The 16,303-nt window shown below is 39.5% G+C and carries 11 protein-coding genes; 5 read left to right on the top strand and 6 right to left on the bottom strand.

What is annotated here, in order from left to right; all coding sequences use genetic code 11:
- Positions 1-145: 145 nt before the first annotated feature.
- The 3 genes from O970_RS00160 to O970_RS00150 form a co-directional block, all read right to left on the bottom strand.
- Positions 146-3,433: an N-acetylmuramoyl-L-alanine amidase gene (locus O970_RS00160; protein WP_024495173.1), complete on the bottom strand. Its 3,288-nt coding sequence runs from the start codon at positions 3,431-3,433 to the stop codon at positions 146-148.
- 525 nt (positions 3,434-3,958) lie between these two features.
- Positions 3,959-4,816 carry a heme/hemin ABC transporter substrate-binding protein gene (locus O970_RS00155; RefSeq protein WP_024495172.1) on the bottom strand — a complete coding sequence of 286 codons (858 nt, stop codon included), beginning with the start codon at positions 4,814-4,816 and terminating at the stop codon, positions 3,959-3,961.
- A 16-nt stretch (positions 4,817-4,832) separates the two neighbouring features.
- The gene (locus O970_RS00150; RefSeq protein WP_024495171.1) at positions 4,833-6,977 is read right to left on the bottom strand and encodes a TonB-dependent receptor; all 2,145 of its coding nucleotides are present in this window, start codon (positions 6,975-6,977) and stop codon (positions 4,833-4,835) included.
- A gap of 216 nt (positions 6,978-7,193) precedes the next feature.
- Between O970_RS00150 and hutW the strand changes: the two genes are divergently transcribed.
- The 5 genes from hutW to O970_RS00125 all read left to right on the top strand — a co-directional run bounded on the left by hutW (position 7,194) and on the right by O970_RS00125 (position 11,580).
- Positions 7,194-8,555: a heme anaerobic degradation radical SAM methyltransferase ChuW/HutW gene (gene hutW / locus O970_RS00145; RefSeq protein ID WP_024495170.1), complete on the top strand. Its 1,362-nt coding sequence runs from the start codon at positions 7,194-7,196 to the stop codon at positions 8,553-8,555.
- A gap of 84 nt (positions 8,556-8,639) precedes the next feature.
- Positions 8,640-9,140 carry a heme utilization cystosolic carrier protein HutX gene (gene hutX / locus O970_RS00140; RefSeq protein ID WP_024495169.1) on the top strand — a complete coding sequence of 167 codons (501 nt, stop codon included), beginning with the start codon at positions 8,640-8,642 and terminating at the stop codon, positions 9,138-9,140.
- On the top strand, positions 9,140-9,769 hold the full coding sequence (locus O970_RS00135; protein WP_024495168.1) for an SDR family oxidoreductase: 630 nt from the start codon (positions 9,140-9,142) through the stop codon (positions 9,767-9,769). Before hutX ends, O970_RS00135 begins: the two co-directional genes overlap by 1 nt.
- A gap of 36 nt (positions 9,770-9,805) precedes the next feature.
- Positions 9,806-10,816 carry a FecCD family ABC transporter permease gene (locus O970_RS00130; protein ID WP_024495167.1) on the top strand — a complete coding sequence of 337 codons (1,011 nt, stop codon included), beginning with the start codon at positions 9,806-9,808 and terminating at the stop codon, positions 10,814-10,816.
- Entirely contained in the window at positions 10,810-11,580 is a 771-nt protein-coding gene (locus O970_RS00125; RefSeq protein WP_024495166.1) for a heme ABC transporter ATP-binding protein, read from the top strand. The genes O970_RS00130 and O970_RS00125 overlap by 7 nt, the downstream gene beginning before the upstream one ends.
- A 377-nt stretch (positions 11,581-11,957) precedes the next feature.
- Here the strand turns inward: O970_RS00125 and fdhF are convergent, their stop codons facing one another.
- From fdhF to O970_RS00110, 3 genes are all read right to left on the bottom strand, one after another.
- A complete protein-coding gene (gene fdhF / locus O970_RS00120; RefSeq protein ID WP_024495165.1) occupies positions 11,958-14,105 on the bottom strand; it encodes a formate dehydrogenase subunit alpha in 2,148 nt (715 codons plus the stop codon).
- 46 nt (positions 14,106-14,151) lie between these two features.
- Positions 14,152-14,703, bottom strand: coding sequence for a 4Fe-4S binding protein (locus tag O970_RS00115; RefSeq protein ID WP_024495164.1), 552 nt, complete (start codon positions 14,701-14,703; stop codon positions 14,152-14,154).
- On the bottom strand, positions 14,700-16,303 hold a 1,604-nt coding region (locus O970_RS00110; RefSeq protein ID WP_024495163.1), incomplete at its 5' end, for an FAD-dependent oxidoreductase. The genes O970_RS00115 and O970_RS00110, both read right to left, overlap by 4 nt.

Raw genomic sequence — 16,303 nt, 5'->3', positions numbered from 1 at the left:
TATTTTCTTTGACCATTTGGATAATAGCCGACACACAATGAATAACAAAAACAAGATTTCAGTGAGTCATTGACCTAACAAACAGGGTGGCAAACAGTAAACTGAGATAAGAACGATAAAATAAATTTTTTTTATTACCGACCTTTTAATAATATTTTTGAATGTTTTTCATTAACCCTTTATAGAGTTGTTGGGCAATTAGATCAATATTTGAAAATAAAGCTTTGGCATCTTTAGGTGAGCTAATAAATCCTAACTCAACGAGAATTTTACGTTTGGTTTGGTTTAAATCATCCCTTATTACTCGAAGATTTCTTATATCTTCTTTCGGTGAATCTAATTGAACTGGGACTACCTTATAATAATTAAGTATATCCTTTGCTAATTCCTTACTAAGCGTAGTAACTTCCTGATTTTGCGTTTTAGGATAGATTACATGTGCGCCAGAAGCAGTATAACCTACAGTACCATCAGCATGTATGGAGATAAAATAATCAGCATTACACTTATTAGCTAATTCAACTCTAGCTTGCCTAGTCTCAACGCCATCTATCCCTCCTTCAATTTCTCTTTCATTTCTATCCCGATCTTCTTCAGATTTTGTAATTAATTTTGTATTATCAATGACTAGTTGTGGTAATTCTTCGATATTTACAGAATGAAATTCTTTATTTTTAATTTTATAACTATATCGTCTTGCGGCAGAACCAGTATCTCCGTGTAAATATCCATGACCCGGATCAATGACAATAGTTAAAAGCTCATTTGTAGATTTAAACATTTGCATTGCCACAGGATGAATAAACCATGCCTTGCCATCCGTTGATAAATTAGAAAGTTTAGGTGTATTTGTATTAGCATCCGTCTGATTAGTGTTGGCGCTTTGTGCTTCGGCTACTTTTTTCCACCATAATGATGGTTTTATGCGTTGCTCTTTTTCAAGTTGACAGTTTGTTTTGATATATTCGTGGGCTTCATCCACTTTTTGCATGGCAAAATCTCTTTGATAAGGCTGGGTTAAGTTCTTTTTAATCAGTTCTTTTTCAATTTTATCTTTTTTCTGTTGTTTTTCGTCATCAAATCGCCCATTCATCTCATCCCATTTACTTAAGCTTTCGTCAGCATACCACTCACTTTCATATTTTATTAATAAGTGTCCTAGCAGCTCTGCTGTCCAACTTGTATTTAATACCGATTTTAAATACGCATTAGTAAATGGCGGAAGCGGTGATTTATTACTATTACCTAAATACAGAAATGAATTTTTTATAATGTCGTGTAACTCTTTCATCACAGGGGTATAGCCAGCTAGTGCTAATTGTCCTATTTTATTTTCGTCAATTTTGTTCGATAATTCGCTAAGGGTTGCGGTCTCTTCTACTGTTTTGAATATCGGCCAATGCCATGGGGTAACCAGTTTAATATGTTCTTGTACACCGGTTTTCGTGTTTACCCACCCCTGTATCGGTTGGTTTTTTTTGTTAACTGTTTCAACGTAACGCCATATCGAATCAGGCACATTATCATCAACCGCTGTAAAACTTTCACTATTAAGTAATACTGTTCGAGGGTAGTCGACGATATTATATTCAGTTGCTACTGGTAAATTATCTAAGGCTAATGGAAACTTATTCCAATATTGAATTTGTGAGGTAAGCAGTCCATCTTGTTCGTTTAGATGTAAAACATCTTTTGACGCTATCCAATAATGTTTGTTTTCAACCACAAAACGGATTGTTAATGTAGTATTCGAGAGTAGTGTATTATTGTTATTAACCAATTCAACTTCATCTGGTATATCAGTAATCGTTAATTCTGGAAAATCCTTTTTATATTGGTTAACCAAGTAATTTTTATCGTCAAATATTAAACGATGTTTTGACATTTCATCACTCTTATTTTGGGTGTTGTCATTTATCCCATTGATTGTTATCTTGGTCGTATCAAAGGAAATGCTTGGTGAAGTGCTTGATAATAATAACAGCGTATATTCTAGTTTGACTTTAACGTAATAATGACTTTTATCACTGATAAACTTTATCCCTACTCTTACAGGTAAAAAACCAGTTGGTTTAGGTGATTGAATTAGCCTTGCACCTTTTTCAACTAACAAAATTGTCTTTTTTGTTTTTGGTAATTTATCCGCTAATGCTCGAGTTTTATTGATAAATACGGGTAAATCATCACAGGTAAAGAGTTCTATGTGTGCCAATTGCGGTAATTGGCTATCTAACTTTCGTTTCATGTTAGATAAAGGAAACTCCTTTTGGTCGTCAATGCATTTAGATTGACTAACATTATGTCCAATATAGCCAATAAAATCGCCTACGTTTATGGGAAACGGTTTTTTTAATACCACAATTTTATCTAACTTTTCAGGCTTAAACTCGGTTAAATTTAAGGCTGTTAATTTGATATATCCTTTATGAGGCGCATTATCACTGCCATTTTCCATAACCAATGTGGCAGGCACTTCACAATTGCTAATCTTTCGAATTTTAGCGTAGCCATTTTCTTGCCCATCAAATTCAAACGTAGCACTCTGGGGTAAATAAGTTAATTTCGTTGTTTCACTTGCTGTGCTATAAACGGCTATGCCTTTTACTTCTACTTCCTGTTCACCAATCTTTTCATTATCTTCTTTACAGATTTCATAATCTTTATCGACTTCTGCATTTTTTCCTGTCGGTTTATTCCCGATATCTCCACGCCAAACATAACCTGTAATATTGCCCAGTTGCGTTTTAAATTCGTTTAAAGTTACCAGCGTTCCTTCTGTTATTGATACAATTTTATACCAACCAAGCATTTTCTTATGTTGTTCACCTAAACGAACTTTACTCCCTTTTAGTAATAATCCAATAACTGTTGTATTGCTGCCATTTTCTCGTATCGCTGTGCCTTTAATGGTTTCGGATGTTTCTGTATTGACTTCTCCTTTATCGATTTGCCAATAAGCAGGGTGTTCAACATTAACATTATTATTTTGTTTCCTTTGTTGATAACCGTACCAATCAAGCTGATGCATATATAAACTGTATAGCGTTATTGACGGTGGCACTTCTGTTGAATCTTCTATCTCGGGCATGCTTAAATAGTGCCTAACTAAAGTAAACCCACTTGAAAAATAAACTACCTCTTGCAATATATCAGAAAGTATTGTCGGTTTAATGTCGTCGTATACAATCTTTGGGTAAACATCATTAACTCGATAAGCGATCACTTCACCATTTGCCATACAGCGCAGTTTATCATCGCCATTAATTTTTTTTAATACTGCGCCATTAATATGGATACCACCATGCCATAATCCATTTTCACTAAACGGATAAAATCCACTATCTACCGCTGATAAGGCTCTATAATAGGCGTCTTGACTAAGCTGTGTTTTACCAACTGGAAAGTTAAAATCAGTAATTTTTTTTATTGTCATTGGGTATTCTCTTGCAAATTTATGCTGAAAAGCCTTCTTGAATTGAATGATGCCTACTTTTTTAATAATAGCTTGGGTTCTGAATTATTGTTAGTCAACTTGAAGGTTAAATCATTCTTTACTGCTTTTATTTATTCAATCCATTATTGCTTATTAAATTTATGATTAATTGTTATCTAGATTAATTTAAAGAGATAATCTGTTTTGTGTTATTAAAGTGCATTTTTTGTATTATGTCCACAGTTTTTAGTCACTCGATTATATGGTTTGCCACAGTAACTGTTGGGCGTAGTTAGGAAATCGGGTTGATTTGGATTTAAGATGATGATTGGAGATCGTTTCTATATGATTTAAAAATGGATACTGCATACAACGCTTCCTCAAGAATAATATCAATTGCGACAATGGCAACAAAACTCATTATGGGGTAAAAAGGGGCGTAACTTAGTTATGGATATTGAGAATAACCATTAATGAAGATTAAGCGATTTACCCCATATATATCGCTTATCAATAATAAGTTAGTTACTGTGCTGGTTGTGGGTAGAAACCGTGTAAAAGTTGTGTGACAGCTTCACCAATACGTGGTCCCATTCCTAAAATTAATGCCTGATCAATCGCAATAATTCGCTTATTTTGCCAAGCAGATGTATGTATGAGACCAGGAATGGCGGCTAATTTATCTGTACCGCCAATCGCCGCTAAGGCTTGAGCGGTGACAATAATCACATCAGGATTAATAGTAATCAATGCTTCAGCACTGTAATTTTTATAGTTTTCGTGTTTAGCCATATTAGTCCCGCCGGCTAAGGTAATAATACTCTCCGCGACGGTATTTTTACCAGCAACTTGTATTGCTCCAGAGAGGTTAAATAGAAATAGCACTTTCGGTCGGGTGTGATAAGAAGCAATAAATTGTTGCATTTTTGCCAATTGTTGATTAATGTTATCTATCAACTGAGTGGCAGCTAAGGGTTGATTTAGTGCCTCTCCTATTAATTGAATATTTTGCTTTAATAGCGTTAAGCTCATTGGTAGTCGTTGTAAACGTAAAACCTTGACATTGGCTTGTGTTAATTGTTCAAAAATGCGCTTAGGCTCTGCGTCTTGCCAAGTTATCAATAGTGTGGGTTTAAGTGATAAAATGCCTTCTATATTTAATTGTTTCCAATAACCTATTTGCGGCAACTGTTTGATCGTTTCTGGGTAAGTGCTGCTCATATCAACTCCAACTAATTGATCTTGCACACCTAAAGCAGCGATAATTTCAGTAATCGAGCCACCAGCCGTGATAAGGCGTTCCTGAGCTTCAAGCGGGCTATGATAGCTTAATGTTATCAATAACCATATGGCTATGACGCGAAAATAATTTACTGTTCTCATTGAGCGCGTCCTTTTATTAGAATTTCATACTTACCGCAAGTACCGCATTAAATTTAGCGGCGGGTATCGATTCATGGGATGTGGTATAACTTTTATTGGTCAAGTTATTGAGTGCTAGATCCAATTGGTAGGATCTTTTAGGACCAAAGTGACTGCTTAAGGCAAGATTTAGCGTAGAATATCCGCCATAGTGATAAGTTTTTTGTGGACTGTATTTATTGGTGTTGCTAGCAAAGCGTACAAAGAGATGGCTATCAATATCTAGCTCAGCAAAATTGATATTATGTTTAATGCCAGCCGTACCCGTAAATAATGGATTTCCTGTCTCATACGTTTGATAACTTGCGGTTTCAATTTTGCGACGTAATAAGGTGCCTTGTAGATAAGGGATAATCTCCGCCTTTAAATATTCCACCGATAACTCTAAACCAAAACTTTTAGCATGATTGGCATTGATGTAGACGCTATTATTTGCCCCACGATTGCCATAACACGCCTGATTGCCATTACAAGGTTGGGTTGTGATATAATTTTTAGCGGTCATATAGTAAACGGCTGTATCCACTAAAAAGTCACCATTATAGTAACGTAAACCTAACTCATAATTATTTGATTTTTCCGCCTCTAAATCGGAATTGCCGTAGATGGTATCGGTATGAGCATTGGTAATGGCATAGAGATGGGTTAAGGTTGGGTAAACATAACCTTGTGCGAACGATCCACGTAAAATGGTATTTGCTATCCCCTCATAAGTTAATCCGCTAGACATCACTAATGTATGATCCCGATCTTTTGTGGGGGTATCTACTCGTTGGGATGGTTGACAAAATCTTGACGAAGCCGTTCGATTCTCACAAGTTATTTTTTGTTCTCCTGAATTAAGCTGAGATTTTACCCAATACTGGCGTAAGCCAAGATTCCAATTCCAATTGTCATTGATAGCAAGATCACCTTGTGTAAATAAGGATAAATGTTGTTGTTTCCAATCATTATTACCGTCGGTATATTTGGTGTAATCAATACTAGGGGGATAAGACATTGCTACCTGTTTATTGGCTATTTGATCAACATTATCTTGTAGATATTGTGCGCCGATAATCAATCGTAAATTATCATACGGTTGCAAATCGGTTTGTAGATTAATACCGGTGGTTTTTTGTTGATCGTTGGTTGTGCTATGGACATCCATATCTGGGTTAGATGCATTGATTTTATTCACAAAATCACGTGCTAATTTTTGGTAATAACCATCAATATGTAGGGTACGGATCAGACCTTTATCAATGGTCACATCATAAAATAACCCTATTTTTTGGCGTTTGAGTTTTGGCAGCTTAACTACAAATGAATTAAGTCCATCAAGTTGATCTTGGTCAGCATAAGTTTGCGTTTGTAACTGATAATGTTCTAGCGATAGTCCCCATTTTTGTTGGTCTTGCTTGAGACCAAACCAAGCGCTCACGCTATTATTATCAAAATCGGTATTTTTCAGCCGGCCTTTAGGTGTTTTGCGATCGTTCTGTTCTGAGTAAGTACCACTAATGCGGTAATCGAAGATACCGTTTATTGATCCATAAAGTGATCCCATTTCGGTTAAGCCATTGGTCGCGCCAGTGTAGATAAATTTAGCATGCCCGTTGAGCGCTGTATTATCAGCACTGCCTTTGCGAGTAATAAAATTAATCACACCGCCGATGGCTTGCGATCCATATAACACCGAATAAGGACCTTTGATTATTTCAATACGTTCAACCGATTCGGTATCAATTAATATCCCCGCGCCTGAATTGTGACCAGAACGATGATAACTGACTTCTTGTCCGTCAATTAACACTAAAATACGGGATGAGGATTCACCGCGAATCATGATTTGTTTGCGTCCTGCAAGCCCATTATCACTGATATCGACACCAGGTATATCACGTAGTGCTTCTATAATCGAATCGCCATTTTGCTGATCTAATTGATCACGGTCGATTGCTGCAACCGTTACCGAACTATCCCAAATTGATTGTTCACTGCGATCTGCGGTGACGATCATTGTTTCTTGTGTTGTATTCAATTTTTTATCATTTGCCATCGCGATAGGTAAACATAAAACATTGCCGATGAGTAAAGGTAAACACACAGAGGTAATAACAATTTTCTTCGATAAGGTCATATTACTAGTCTACGCTGTTTAGATAATTTTATGTAAATGATAATCATTAATGTTTAGGAAGTAAATATAATCTGTAGCTTTTGATAAAAAAATAATAAAATTATATTAAATCAAGCAAATGCTAAAATTTAAGCGGTTAAAAAATAATAAATTGATAAATGATAATAATTATTGTTTAATTTAGTATCTAAAAAATAACGAAAATAGAGATAAGCTATGACGTTAGATTTGACGCCTTTTTATGCTAAAACTGACGGTATTCCTTTTACTGATCGTTGGGCAGTCATGCCTTTTCGCGGCAATATTCCCATCGACAAAACACAAGTGCAACGGGCATGGCAATCACTGCAACAAACGGTATTACCCAAAAATAAACGTCTGCTATATATTCATATCCCTTTCTGCGCGACCCATTGTCAATTTTGTGGTTTTTATCAAAATCCGTTAAAGCAGCATGATACGGCAATCTATACCGAATATTTGATCCAAGAATTAAGTATGGATGCCCAGACCCCACTTAGCCAATCTGCCCCGATACATGCCGTGTATTTTGGGGGGGGAACGCCTACCGCATTACGTTCCACCGAATTACATCGTATCATTACCACGATTAAGCGCCTTTATCCGCTAGCAGGTGATTGCGAAATCACGATTGAAGGTCGAATACTGGGATTTGATTCAGAAAAGATAGCGGCTTGTATTGAAGCAGGCGCCAATCGGTTTTCGATTGGTATTCAAACTTTTAATACTGAAATTCGCCAACGCTTAGCCAGAACCTCGGATAAACAGCAGGCGATTAACTTTATCCGTCAACTTGCGGAGTATGATCAAGCAGCCGTCGTCTGTGATCTTATTTTTGGTTTACCCCGTCAAACAGTAAAAACATGGCAAGAAGATCTCGAGATTGTGCGTGATCTGCCTTTAGATGGTGTTGATTTATACGCATTGAACTTATTACCCACAACGCCACTGTTTAAAGGCGTTGAAAATGGACGTATCCAATTACCTGACGTTAGTCAAAAAGGGGCATTATATCGAATCGGGGTCGAAACTTTAGATAAAGCGGGCTGGATCCAGCTGAGTAACAGCCATTTTGGGCGCACAACCCGTGAACGTAATTGCTATAATTTATTGATTAAACAGGGGGCAGATTATTTAGCTTTTGGATCGTGTGCTGGCGGTAAGTTAAATGGACAATCATTTATGATTGATCGCAATTTAGCGCATTATTATCAACAGTTAGATCAACAGCAAAAACCCATAATGATGATGTTCCAAGCGGCAAAACCGTTGCAGTGGTTACACCAATTACAAGGTATGATTGAAGCTGGGCGTCTTGATTTAGCCCTATTAACTCCACACTCACAACAGCTTATGCCGTTAATTAAACAATGGTATCAGGTTGGGCTACTGACAAGCGATGAACGATGTACTAAACTGACCATTGATGGTCGCTATTATGCGAGCAATTTACTTTCAGCTCTACAACATCTATTAATGCAGCTGAATGAGTCAACGACCACGACGCCTACCTCAATAGCTGATCGCATGGATCGCTCTTCGTTGAAAACGAGGTAAGCTCGTATCATGACTGAACAGATAAAACCATTACACTCAATGAAAAATAATGAACACTAACTGATTTTTTATAAGGAAAGCACTATGCCTGAGCTTACATTAGCCGAATTGATGGCGACCAATCCCGATGGGACCTTAGAAGAGATTGCCAAACGTTACCAAGTTTCTTTATTTGATGTGATTCAAGCAATGCCAGCTAATACAGTGGTTGCTGGAGACCGTTTTGATCAAATTTGGGATGAAGTCACTACATGGGGAGAGATCACCTTACTGGTGAATACATCAGATATTATTTTTGAATATCATGGTCAGTTACCAAGTGGTTTTCATCGCCACGGCTATTTTAATTTAAGAGGTAAAACCAATTTAAGTGGGCATATTAAGGCTGAGCATTGTCAACACATTGCTTTTGTTGAACGTCCATTTATGGGGATGGCAACTGCGTCTATTTTATTTTTAAATACCGCAGGGCAAGCGATGTTTAAAATTTTTGTTGGGCGCGATTCGCACCGCCAGTTACACGCGGATCAACTCGCTGCTTATCGTCAATTAGCAACGCAACTTAAGACAAAGGTAAAACAGTAATGACCACATCTTTATTAATTTTTGGGGCGAGTCGTGGTACCGGTGAGGCTTTAACGAAACAGGCGCTAATTCAGGGTTACCATTGTTATGCAGTGGTTCGTAACTTAGTCACTGCGGCGAAATTAACAGCGCTTGGTGTGACCACCTTTGTTGGTGATGCTAACGATCCGATTATTGTTGAGCGAGCCTGTCAGGCGGCGGGTGTGGGGTGTACTATTATTTCGACGTTAGGCGGAGAAAAAGCAAATTATCAAGCGCAAATAAATATTATTAATCAGGCTGAAAAGAGTGGGATTAAACGAATGATTTTAGTGACCTCTTTAGGCTGTGGGGACAGTTGGCCAACGCTATCAGAGCGGGCTAAAGCTGCGTTTGGTTTTGCTGTACGTGAAAAAACGTTATCGGAAGTTTGGTTGCAAACTAGCTCACTCGATTACGCTATTTTGCGTCCAGGAGGTCTGTTAGATGGGGAGCCAACACACAATGCCGAGTACGTTCAAGGCAAAGAGGTGCATGGTTATATTCGACGTCAGGATCTTGCCTTATTGATACTTGAGCAAGTAAATCAGCGTAGTTTGAATAAACAAATCTATGCGGTGGTTGATCCCTTTTTAGTGGTCGATCGTTAATCACATTTATCTCATTAGTGGAGTAAGTTGTTACCAATGACCATGCGAATTGCCCCATGCCAGCAACGATATTTAATAATGGGTTTGTTGACTATTTTACTTATTACGATATTCATTGCTGTCAATCAGGGAGCATTGCCGTTATCGTTTAAACAACTGCTAGCACTGCCTTTTAAGGATCCCATGTGGCAGATTTGGTTACACATTCGTTTACCAAGAGTTATGCTGGCGGTATTAGTCGGTATGGCATTAGCCACATCGGGTGTGGTTATGCAAGGGGTATTTCGTAATCCTTTGGCTGATGCGGGATTACTTGGTATTAGTAGTGGTGCTGCATTATGTGTAGGATTATTAATCGTTTTACCTATCACTTTACCTAGTTTCTTGCTCGTTTATGGACAAATCACGGCCGCTTTTATCGGTGGGATTGTGATTTGTCTGATTATTTATAGCTTAAGTCATACTTCACATGGAACTGCTTTACTGTTATTAGCGGGTATCGCGATTAATGCCATTACCGCTTCGATGATGGGGATACTGAGTTATATCAGTGATGATCAACAATTACGGCAATTGTCGCTATGGTCAATGGGTTATTTAGGTAAAGGGCAATGGGATTTGGTGTTGATTGCTGCCAGCTTAATTATTCCGGCGTTATGGGCTGCTTTAGCGATCAGTCATCGCCTTAATCTTTTACAACTTGGCGATGAAGATGCACATTATCTGGGCGTAAATGTACAACGAACTAAACGACAATTAATTATTATCACGTCGTTGCTGATTGGCACGTCCGTTGCTGTCAGTGGCGTTATCAGTTTTATTGGGCTTGCTGTGCCACATATGCTACGCTTGAAAATTGGAACGGATCATCGTTGGTTAGTTCCCGCCACCATTTTGGCGGGGGGAAGCTTGTTATTAATCGCGGATACCTTAGCTAGGACTGTAGCCGCCCCAAATGAAATTCCTGTTGGTTTATTTACGAGTTTAATTGGTGGTCCTTATTTTCTCTGGCTAATTTTACGTAAACGGGGTAAACACCTATGCTAACGGCCATTGATTTATGTTATCAAATCGGTTCTCAACCGCTAATTAAACAAGTGAATCTTGATATTCAACCAAATCAGCTTAATATCATTATTGGTGCCAATGGCGCGGGGAAGTCAACATTGTTACGGTTGTTAACGGGGTTTTTAACACCGACGCAAGGAGAGTGTATTTTTCTTGGCAAACCGTTAGCAAAGTGGGATCAGAACGCGCTGGCTAAAAAAAGAACCGTCATGCGACAACATTGTCAAATCAATTTTGCTTTTACTGCTAAAGAGGTGATTGCCATGGGGCGAGCACCACATGGCAAAACCTATTTTCATCAAGCGTTAGACACCGTGATTGAACAGACCCATTGTCAATATCTGTTGCATAAAGATTATCGATCTTTGTCTGGGGGGGAACAGCAGCGTGTACAGTTAGCCAGAGTCCTAGCCCAGTTATGGCAACCACAGCCCTCACCACGGTTACTGTTTTTGGATGAACCGACATCAGCTCTTGATCTTTATCATCAGCAGCAGATGTTACGGCTGTTACGCGATCTAACTCATCAACAATCGATAAGTATTTGTTGTATTTTACATGATCTTAATTTAGCCGCACTCTATGCTGATCGTATTTTATTGCTCTCTAATGGACAATTAATTGCTCAAGGTTCGCCAAATCAAGTGCTTACCCAACATAGTCTAATGAGTTGGTATCAAGCTGACTTGGTGGTGCGATCCCATCCACATTACGCCTTGCCGCAAGTTTCTTTAATGAGATAACGGTTTTTATAAATTAACCCAAATAAATGGTACTGCTTTATTGGTTTTTGATCTTGTATGGCAGCATTTTACAGAAGTAAGGATTGAGCTAGATGATAAGAACAATATCCTTGATAGAGAATATGATGGTTCAATGAGGATAATTAACTTTATTGTCTATTTTTGATGGGTTTATTGAGTGAAAAATTACTATTTTAGTAAACTTATTAATCGATATTTTTTAGCATTTTATTGACATACTCTATAGCAATAAAATTAGTTATTCTAATGCTTATCTAACACCTTGTTCCGATTAATAGAAAAGAGCGTTGATTTAAAAAATCAACAGTAAAATCAATTATAGCTTATTGATTTTACTGTGAAAATTGTTGATAAGTCTAAACGGCGTGTGCCAGTTCCCTTAATTGTTGTTTTAACTGATGATATTGTCGATCAATTTCTTGTTCCGCCCAATGTTGATCAGTAATGGCTGATACTCTAACTGCTGAATGTTTATATTCTGGTGTACGGGAAACGGGATCAAGATGATCAAGGGTTAACTCGTTACACGCTCCAATCCACCACTGATAAGTCATATAAACCGCCCCTTTATTGGCGCGTGGCGTCACATTGGCACGGGTGATGACTTTACCGCGGCGTGATTCAACCCAAACTAATGATTGATCTTGAATATGAAGTTGCTGTGCATCGGCCGGATTAATTTGTACATAGCCCGGTTCATCGGCGAGGGTTTGTAATGGACGACAGTTGCCGGTCATTGAGCGACAAGAGTAATGTCCTACTTCACGTACAGTACACAAAACCAGTGGATATTGATCGTCAATTGTTTCTTTAGGAGGTATCCATTCTGCACACGTTAATAGTCCTTTACCATTTGGTCGATCAAAACGATTTCCTTGGTATAAATAAGGTGTGCCGTTATGCTCGTCGGTAGGGCATGGCCATTGTATATAACCGAATTTGGCCATTTTGGCATAAGTGGCACCTTTAAATAGATCACATAGCTGTCGCATTTCATCCCAAATTTGTTGCGCATTGTGATAATGCATTGGATAGCCCATCTTTGACGCAATTAAACTGATAATTTGCCAGTCTACTTTTACATTACCCGTGGGTTCAATCGCTTTTTCAAAATGCTGAAAACCGCGATCGGCACTGGTATAAATTCCTTCATGTTCTCCCCATGAGGTGGCGGGAAGGATCACATCTGCCGCGGCGGCGGTTTTTGTCATAAAGATATCTTGTACGATCAGTAGATCTAATTTTTCTAATGCTGCGCGCATCCCAGCGAGATCCGGATCGGTTTGTAGTGGATCTTCGCCCATAATATAGTAGGCTTTAAGTTGATCGGCTAGAATACGGTGGGGGACCTCCGTAATGGTACAGCCCGCTGTTTCTGGTAGTGATTCAACTCCCCACGCTTTGGCAAATTTAGCACGCACCTTAGGATCGGCCACTTTTTGGTAACCAGGATAGTCTTTAGGCGTTGCTCCCATATCGCAGGCGCCTTGTACATTATTTTGACCTCGAACAGGACCCACGCCAACCGCCGGTCGGCCTAAATTGCCAGTTAAAAGCGCCATGCTGGATAGTCCTTTAATCACATCGGTACTTTGCCCCCACTGGGTGACGCCCATCCCCCACAAAATAGTGGCTGATGAAACCGATGCATACATATAGGCGGCCTCTCGGATCAATTTGGCGGATAATCCAGTGATCGCTTCGACATACTCAGGCGTATATTTGGACACAATCGCATTGAGATCGGCAAATCCTTCAGTATAGCTATCGACGTAGTGTTGATTATATAATTTATCGGTAATTAGGACGTTTAAGAAGGCATTGACTAGAGCCATATTGCTGCCATTTTTAAGTGGTAACCACAGATCAGCAATACGCGCCGTTTCAATAAAACGTGGATCACAAACAATAATTTTGGCGCCTTTTTGTTTGGCTTTTAGAATACGGCGAGCGACGATCGGGTGTGAGTCAGCCGCATTATAGCCAAATACTAGAATACATTCAGTATCTTCTAAATCCGCAATAGAGTTACTCATGGCGCCATTGCCTAATGTTTGTTGTAATGCCGCTACCGATGGGCCATGACACACCCGCGCACAACAGTCAATATTATTGGTGCCAATGACTGCGCGTGCAAATTTTTGCATTAAATAATTGGTTTCGTTACCTGGACCACGTGATGAGCCAGTTAACATAATGGCGTCAGCACCGTGATTTTGTTTGATTTGAGCTAGGCGTTGGCTGACATAATCAATGGCCTCATCCCAACTGACTGCTTCAAATTCGCCCCCACGTTGGCGGCGAATTAATGGTTCGGTTAGACGTGGGGTAAGGATTTTAGTATCGTTTAAGAAGTCCCAACCATAGTAGCCTTTTAAGCAGAGTTCACCTTGATTGGTTAAGCCATTGGCACCTTCTGCGGCAATAATTTTATTATCATTAACGACTAAATTAATTTTACAACCAGAAGCACAGTAGGGGCAGACGGTTAATACTTTTTTCATCATCGTTTTCTCGTAATTTTTCAATAATGGGCGTTCGGTTACCGCGTTACTCGGAGGAGTGATATCGAGTTAACGTGGTTAATAGCTCATGAGCCGTACGCTGTTGTTTATCTTGGATAAGTTGCGTTAATGAGCGCGGCTCAACCAAACGTAATGCCTGCGTTGGACAAACAGTAACACAAGCGGGACCTTGTGCATGATCACTACATAGGTCACATTTAATGGCTTGTGTTTGATATTGTTTATTTGGGCTAGTGGTCTCTGGGGCATCTAACGGCGTTGTCACCACTGTCATGGCACCAAATGGGCAGGCCAGCACACAGGTTTTACAACCAATACAACGCGATTGAATCACTTGTAAACAGTTATTTTTTTGCACGATGGCACCAGTGGGACAACTCTGCGCACAAGGCGCATTTTCACACTGTTTACAGGTTACGGGGGTAGTGATAGTCATGCCTTTTATCACTTTTAAACGTGGCTGGAAGTGCTGCGTTGATATATTTATATCATCTGCATGCGACATAACGCAGGCGATTTCACAGGTACGGCAACCGATACATTTGTTGGCATCGGCAGCAATAAAACAGTGGGTCATAATCCGCTCTCCATACATTGAGGTATTTGTGATTCAAGACCAAGGTATTGCAGAATACTGTTGGCAGCCATACGCCCATCAGCGATCGCGGTTACGACCAGATCAGCGCCACGGACAATATCACCACCCGCAAAAATTTTAGGGTGCGTTGTTTGGCAAGCCAATTTTTCATGATTAACAGGCGGTGCAATAATCGTCCCCCAGCGGTTAAGCGTTACGCCTTGCGCTTGTAACCATTCTAAATTATGAGCGTTAAAGCCAAAGGCAATAATGACGGCATCCGCCTCTAACAAAAATTCGGAATCAGGGATGGGTTGAGCAACACGGCGACCAGTCAGATCCGGATCGCCAAGTTTGGTTTTTAACATACGTATTCCAATTACATTGCCTTGGTCATTCACTTCAATCTTGATTGGTTGCATCATAAATAAGAAATTTGCCCCTTCTTCACGCGCATTATTGACTTCTTTTTTTGAGCCAGGCATATTCGACTCATCACGGCGATAGGCGCAGGTGACTTCAATTGCTCCTTGGCGTATTGCTGTGCGGACACAATCCATTGCCGTATCACCACCGCCTAATACTACAACACGTTTACCTTGTAGATTGATATAAGGTTGGTGAGCAAGCTCTGGTAGTCCCATAAGTTGTTTGGTATTAGCTGTTAAGTAAGATAAGGCCTTATAAACACCATTTGCATCTTCATTTTCTAATCGCGCTTGCATGGAGCGATAGGTCCCCACGCCCACAAATAAGGCATCATATTCATCAATTAATGCTGTTATGCTTACATCTTTACCAACATCGGTGTTAAGTTGGAATTCAATCCCCATATCGGTAAATATTTCACGTCGTCTTATGAGGACCTCTTTATCTAATTTGAAAGAAGGAATACCAAACGTTAACATACCGCCAATTTCTGGATGACGATCGAATACGACTGGTGAAATGCCGTTTCGAACTAAAATATCAGCGCAGGCTAAGCCAGCAGGACCGGCGCCAATAATCGCCACTTTTTTTCCTGTGGGTTTGACATAGCTAAGATCGGGTCGCCACCCCATGGCGAAGGCATTATCGGTAATATAACGTTCGATATTGCCGATGGTGACCGCATCGGTTTCATTTTTTAATGTGCAACTTCCTTCACATAGGCGATCTTGTGGACAGACGCGTCCGGTTATCTCTGGGAGACTATTCGTATAATGGGAAAGTTCAACCGCTTCTAAAATACGCCCTTCTTTAGCCAGTTTTATCCAGTGTGGAATACGGTTGTGTAATGGACAGCGCCATTCACATACTGAATGAGGACCACAGCTAAAACAACGTTGCGCTTGCTGCTCAGTTTGCATCGATGTAAAGCCGTTATAGATCTCGGTAAAGGTGGTTTTACGCTGTTCTAGTGCTATTTTAGTTGCATTTTGCCGTGGCATCTGTTGCAAATTAACAAAAGGAGAAACAGATATCTGAGGGGGGGGCTCCATAAGCATAGTGCGATCAGCCGTCGCACAAAATGCCGTTTTTTGCTGTTTTTGTCGTTGCTGTTGTATGAGCGTATCTTGATCGATTAATGTCAGCGATTGGGTTGGACAAGCCGCCACAC

It is taken from the genome of Candidatus Schmidhempelia bombi str. Bimp, from assembly GCF_000471645.3.
GTDB classification, from domain to species: domain Bacteria; phylum Pseudomonadota; class Gammaproteobacteria; order Enterobacterales; family Orbaceae; genus Utexia; species Utexia bombi.
The sequence above is the reverse complement of the archived record's forward strand: the minus strand, read 5'-3'. Positions and strand labels throughout refer to the sequence as shown.

Bases quoted from the DNA above. Each gene is read 5' to 3' on its own strand.
- O970_RS00155 (WP_024495172.1), bottom strand. From the start codon at position 4,816: ATGAGAACAGTAAATTATTTTCGCGTCATAGCCATATGGTTATTGATA.
- O970_RS00135 (WP_024495168.1), top strand. From the start codon at position 9,140: ATGACCACATCTTTATTAATTTTTGGGGCGAGTCGTGGTACCGGTGAG.
- O970_RS00125 (WP_024495166.1), top strand. From the start codon at position 10,810: ATGCTAACGGCCATTGATTTATGTTATCAAATCGGTTCTCAACCGCTA.
- O970_RS00150 (WP_024495171.1), bottom strand. From the start codon at position 6,977: ATGACCTTATCGAAGAAAATTGTTATTACCTCTGTGTGTTTACCTTTA.
- fdhF (WP_024495165.1), bottom strand. From the start codon at position 14,105: ATGAAAAAAGTATTAACCGTCTGCCCCTACTGTGCTTCTGGTTGTAAA.
- hutW (WP_024495170.1), top strand. From the start codon at position 7,194: ATGACGTTAGATTTGACGCCTTTTTATGCTAAAACTGACGGTATTCCT.
- O970_RS00160 (WP_024495173.1), bottom strand. From the start codon at position 3,433: ATGACAATAAAAAAAATTACTGATTTTAACTTTCCAGTTGGTAAAACA.
- O970_RS00130 (WP_024495167.1), top strand. From the start codon at position 9,806: ATGACCATGCGAATTGCCCCATGCCAGCAACGATATTTAATAATGGGT.
- hutX (WP_024495169.1), top strand. From the start codon at position 8,640: ATGCCTGAGCTTACATTAGCCGAATTGATGGCGACCAATCCCGATGGG.
- O970_RS00115 (WP_024495164.1), bottom strand. From the start codon at position 14,703: ATGACCCACTGTTTTATTGCTGCCGATGCCAACAAATGTATCGGTTGC.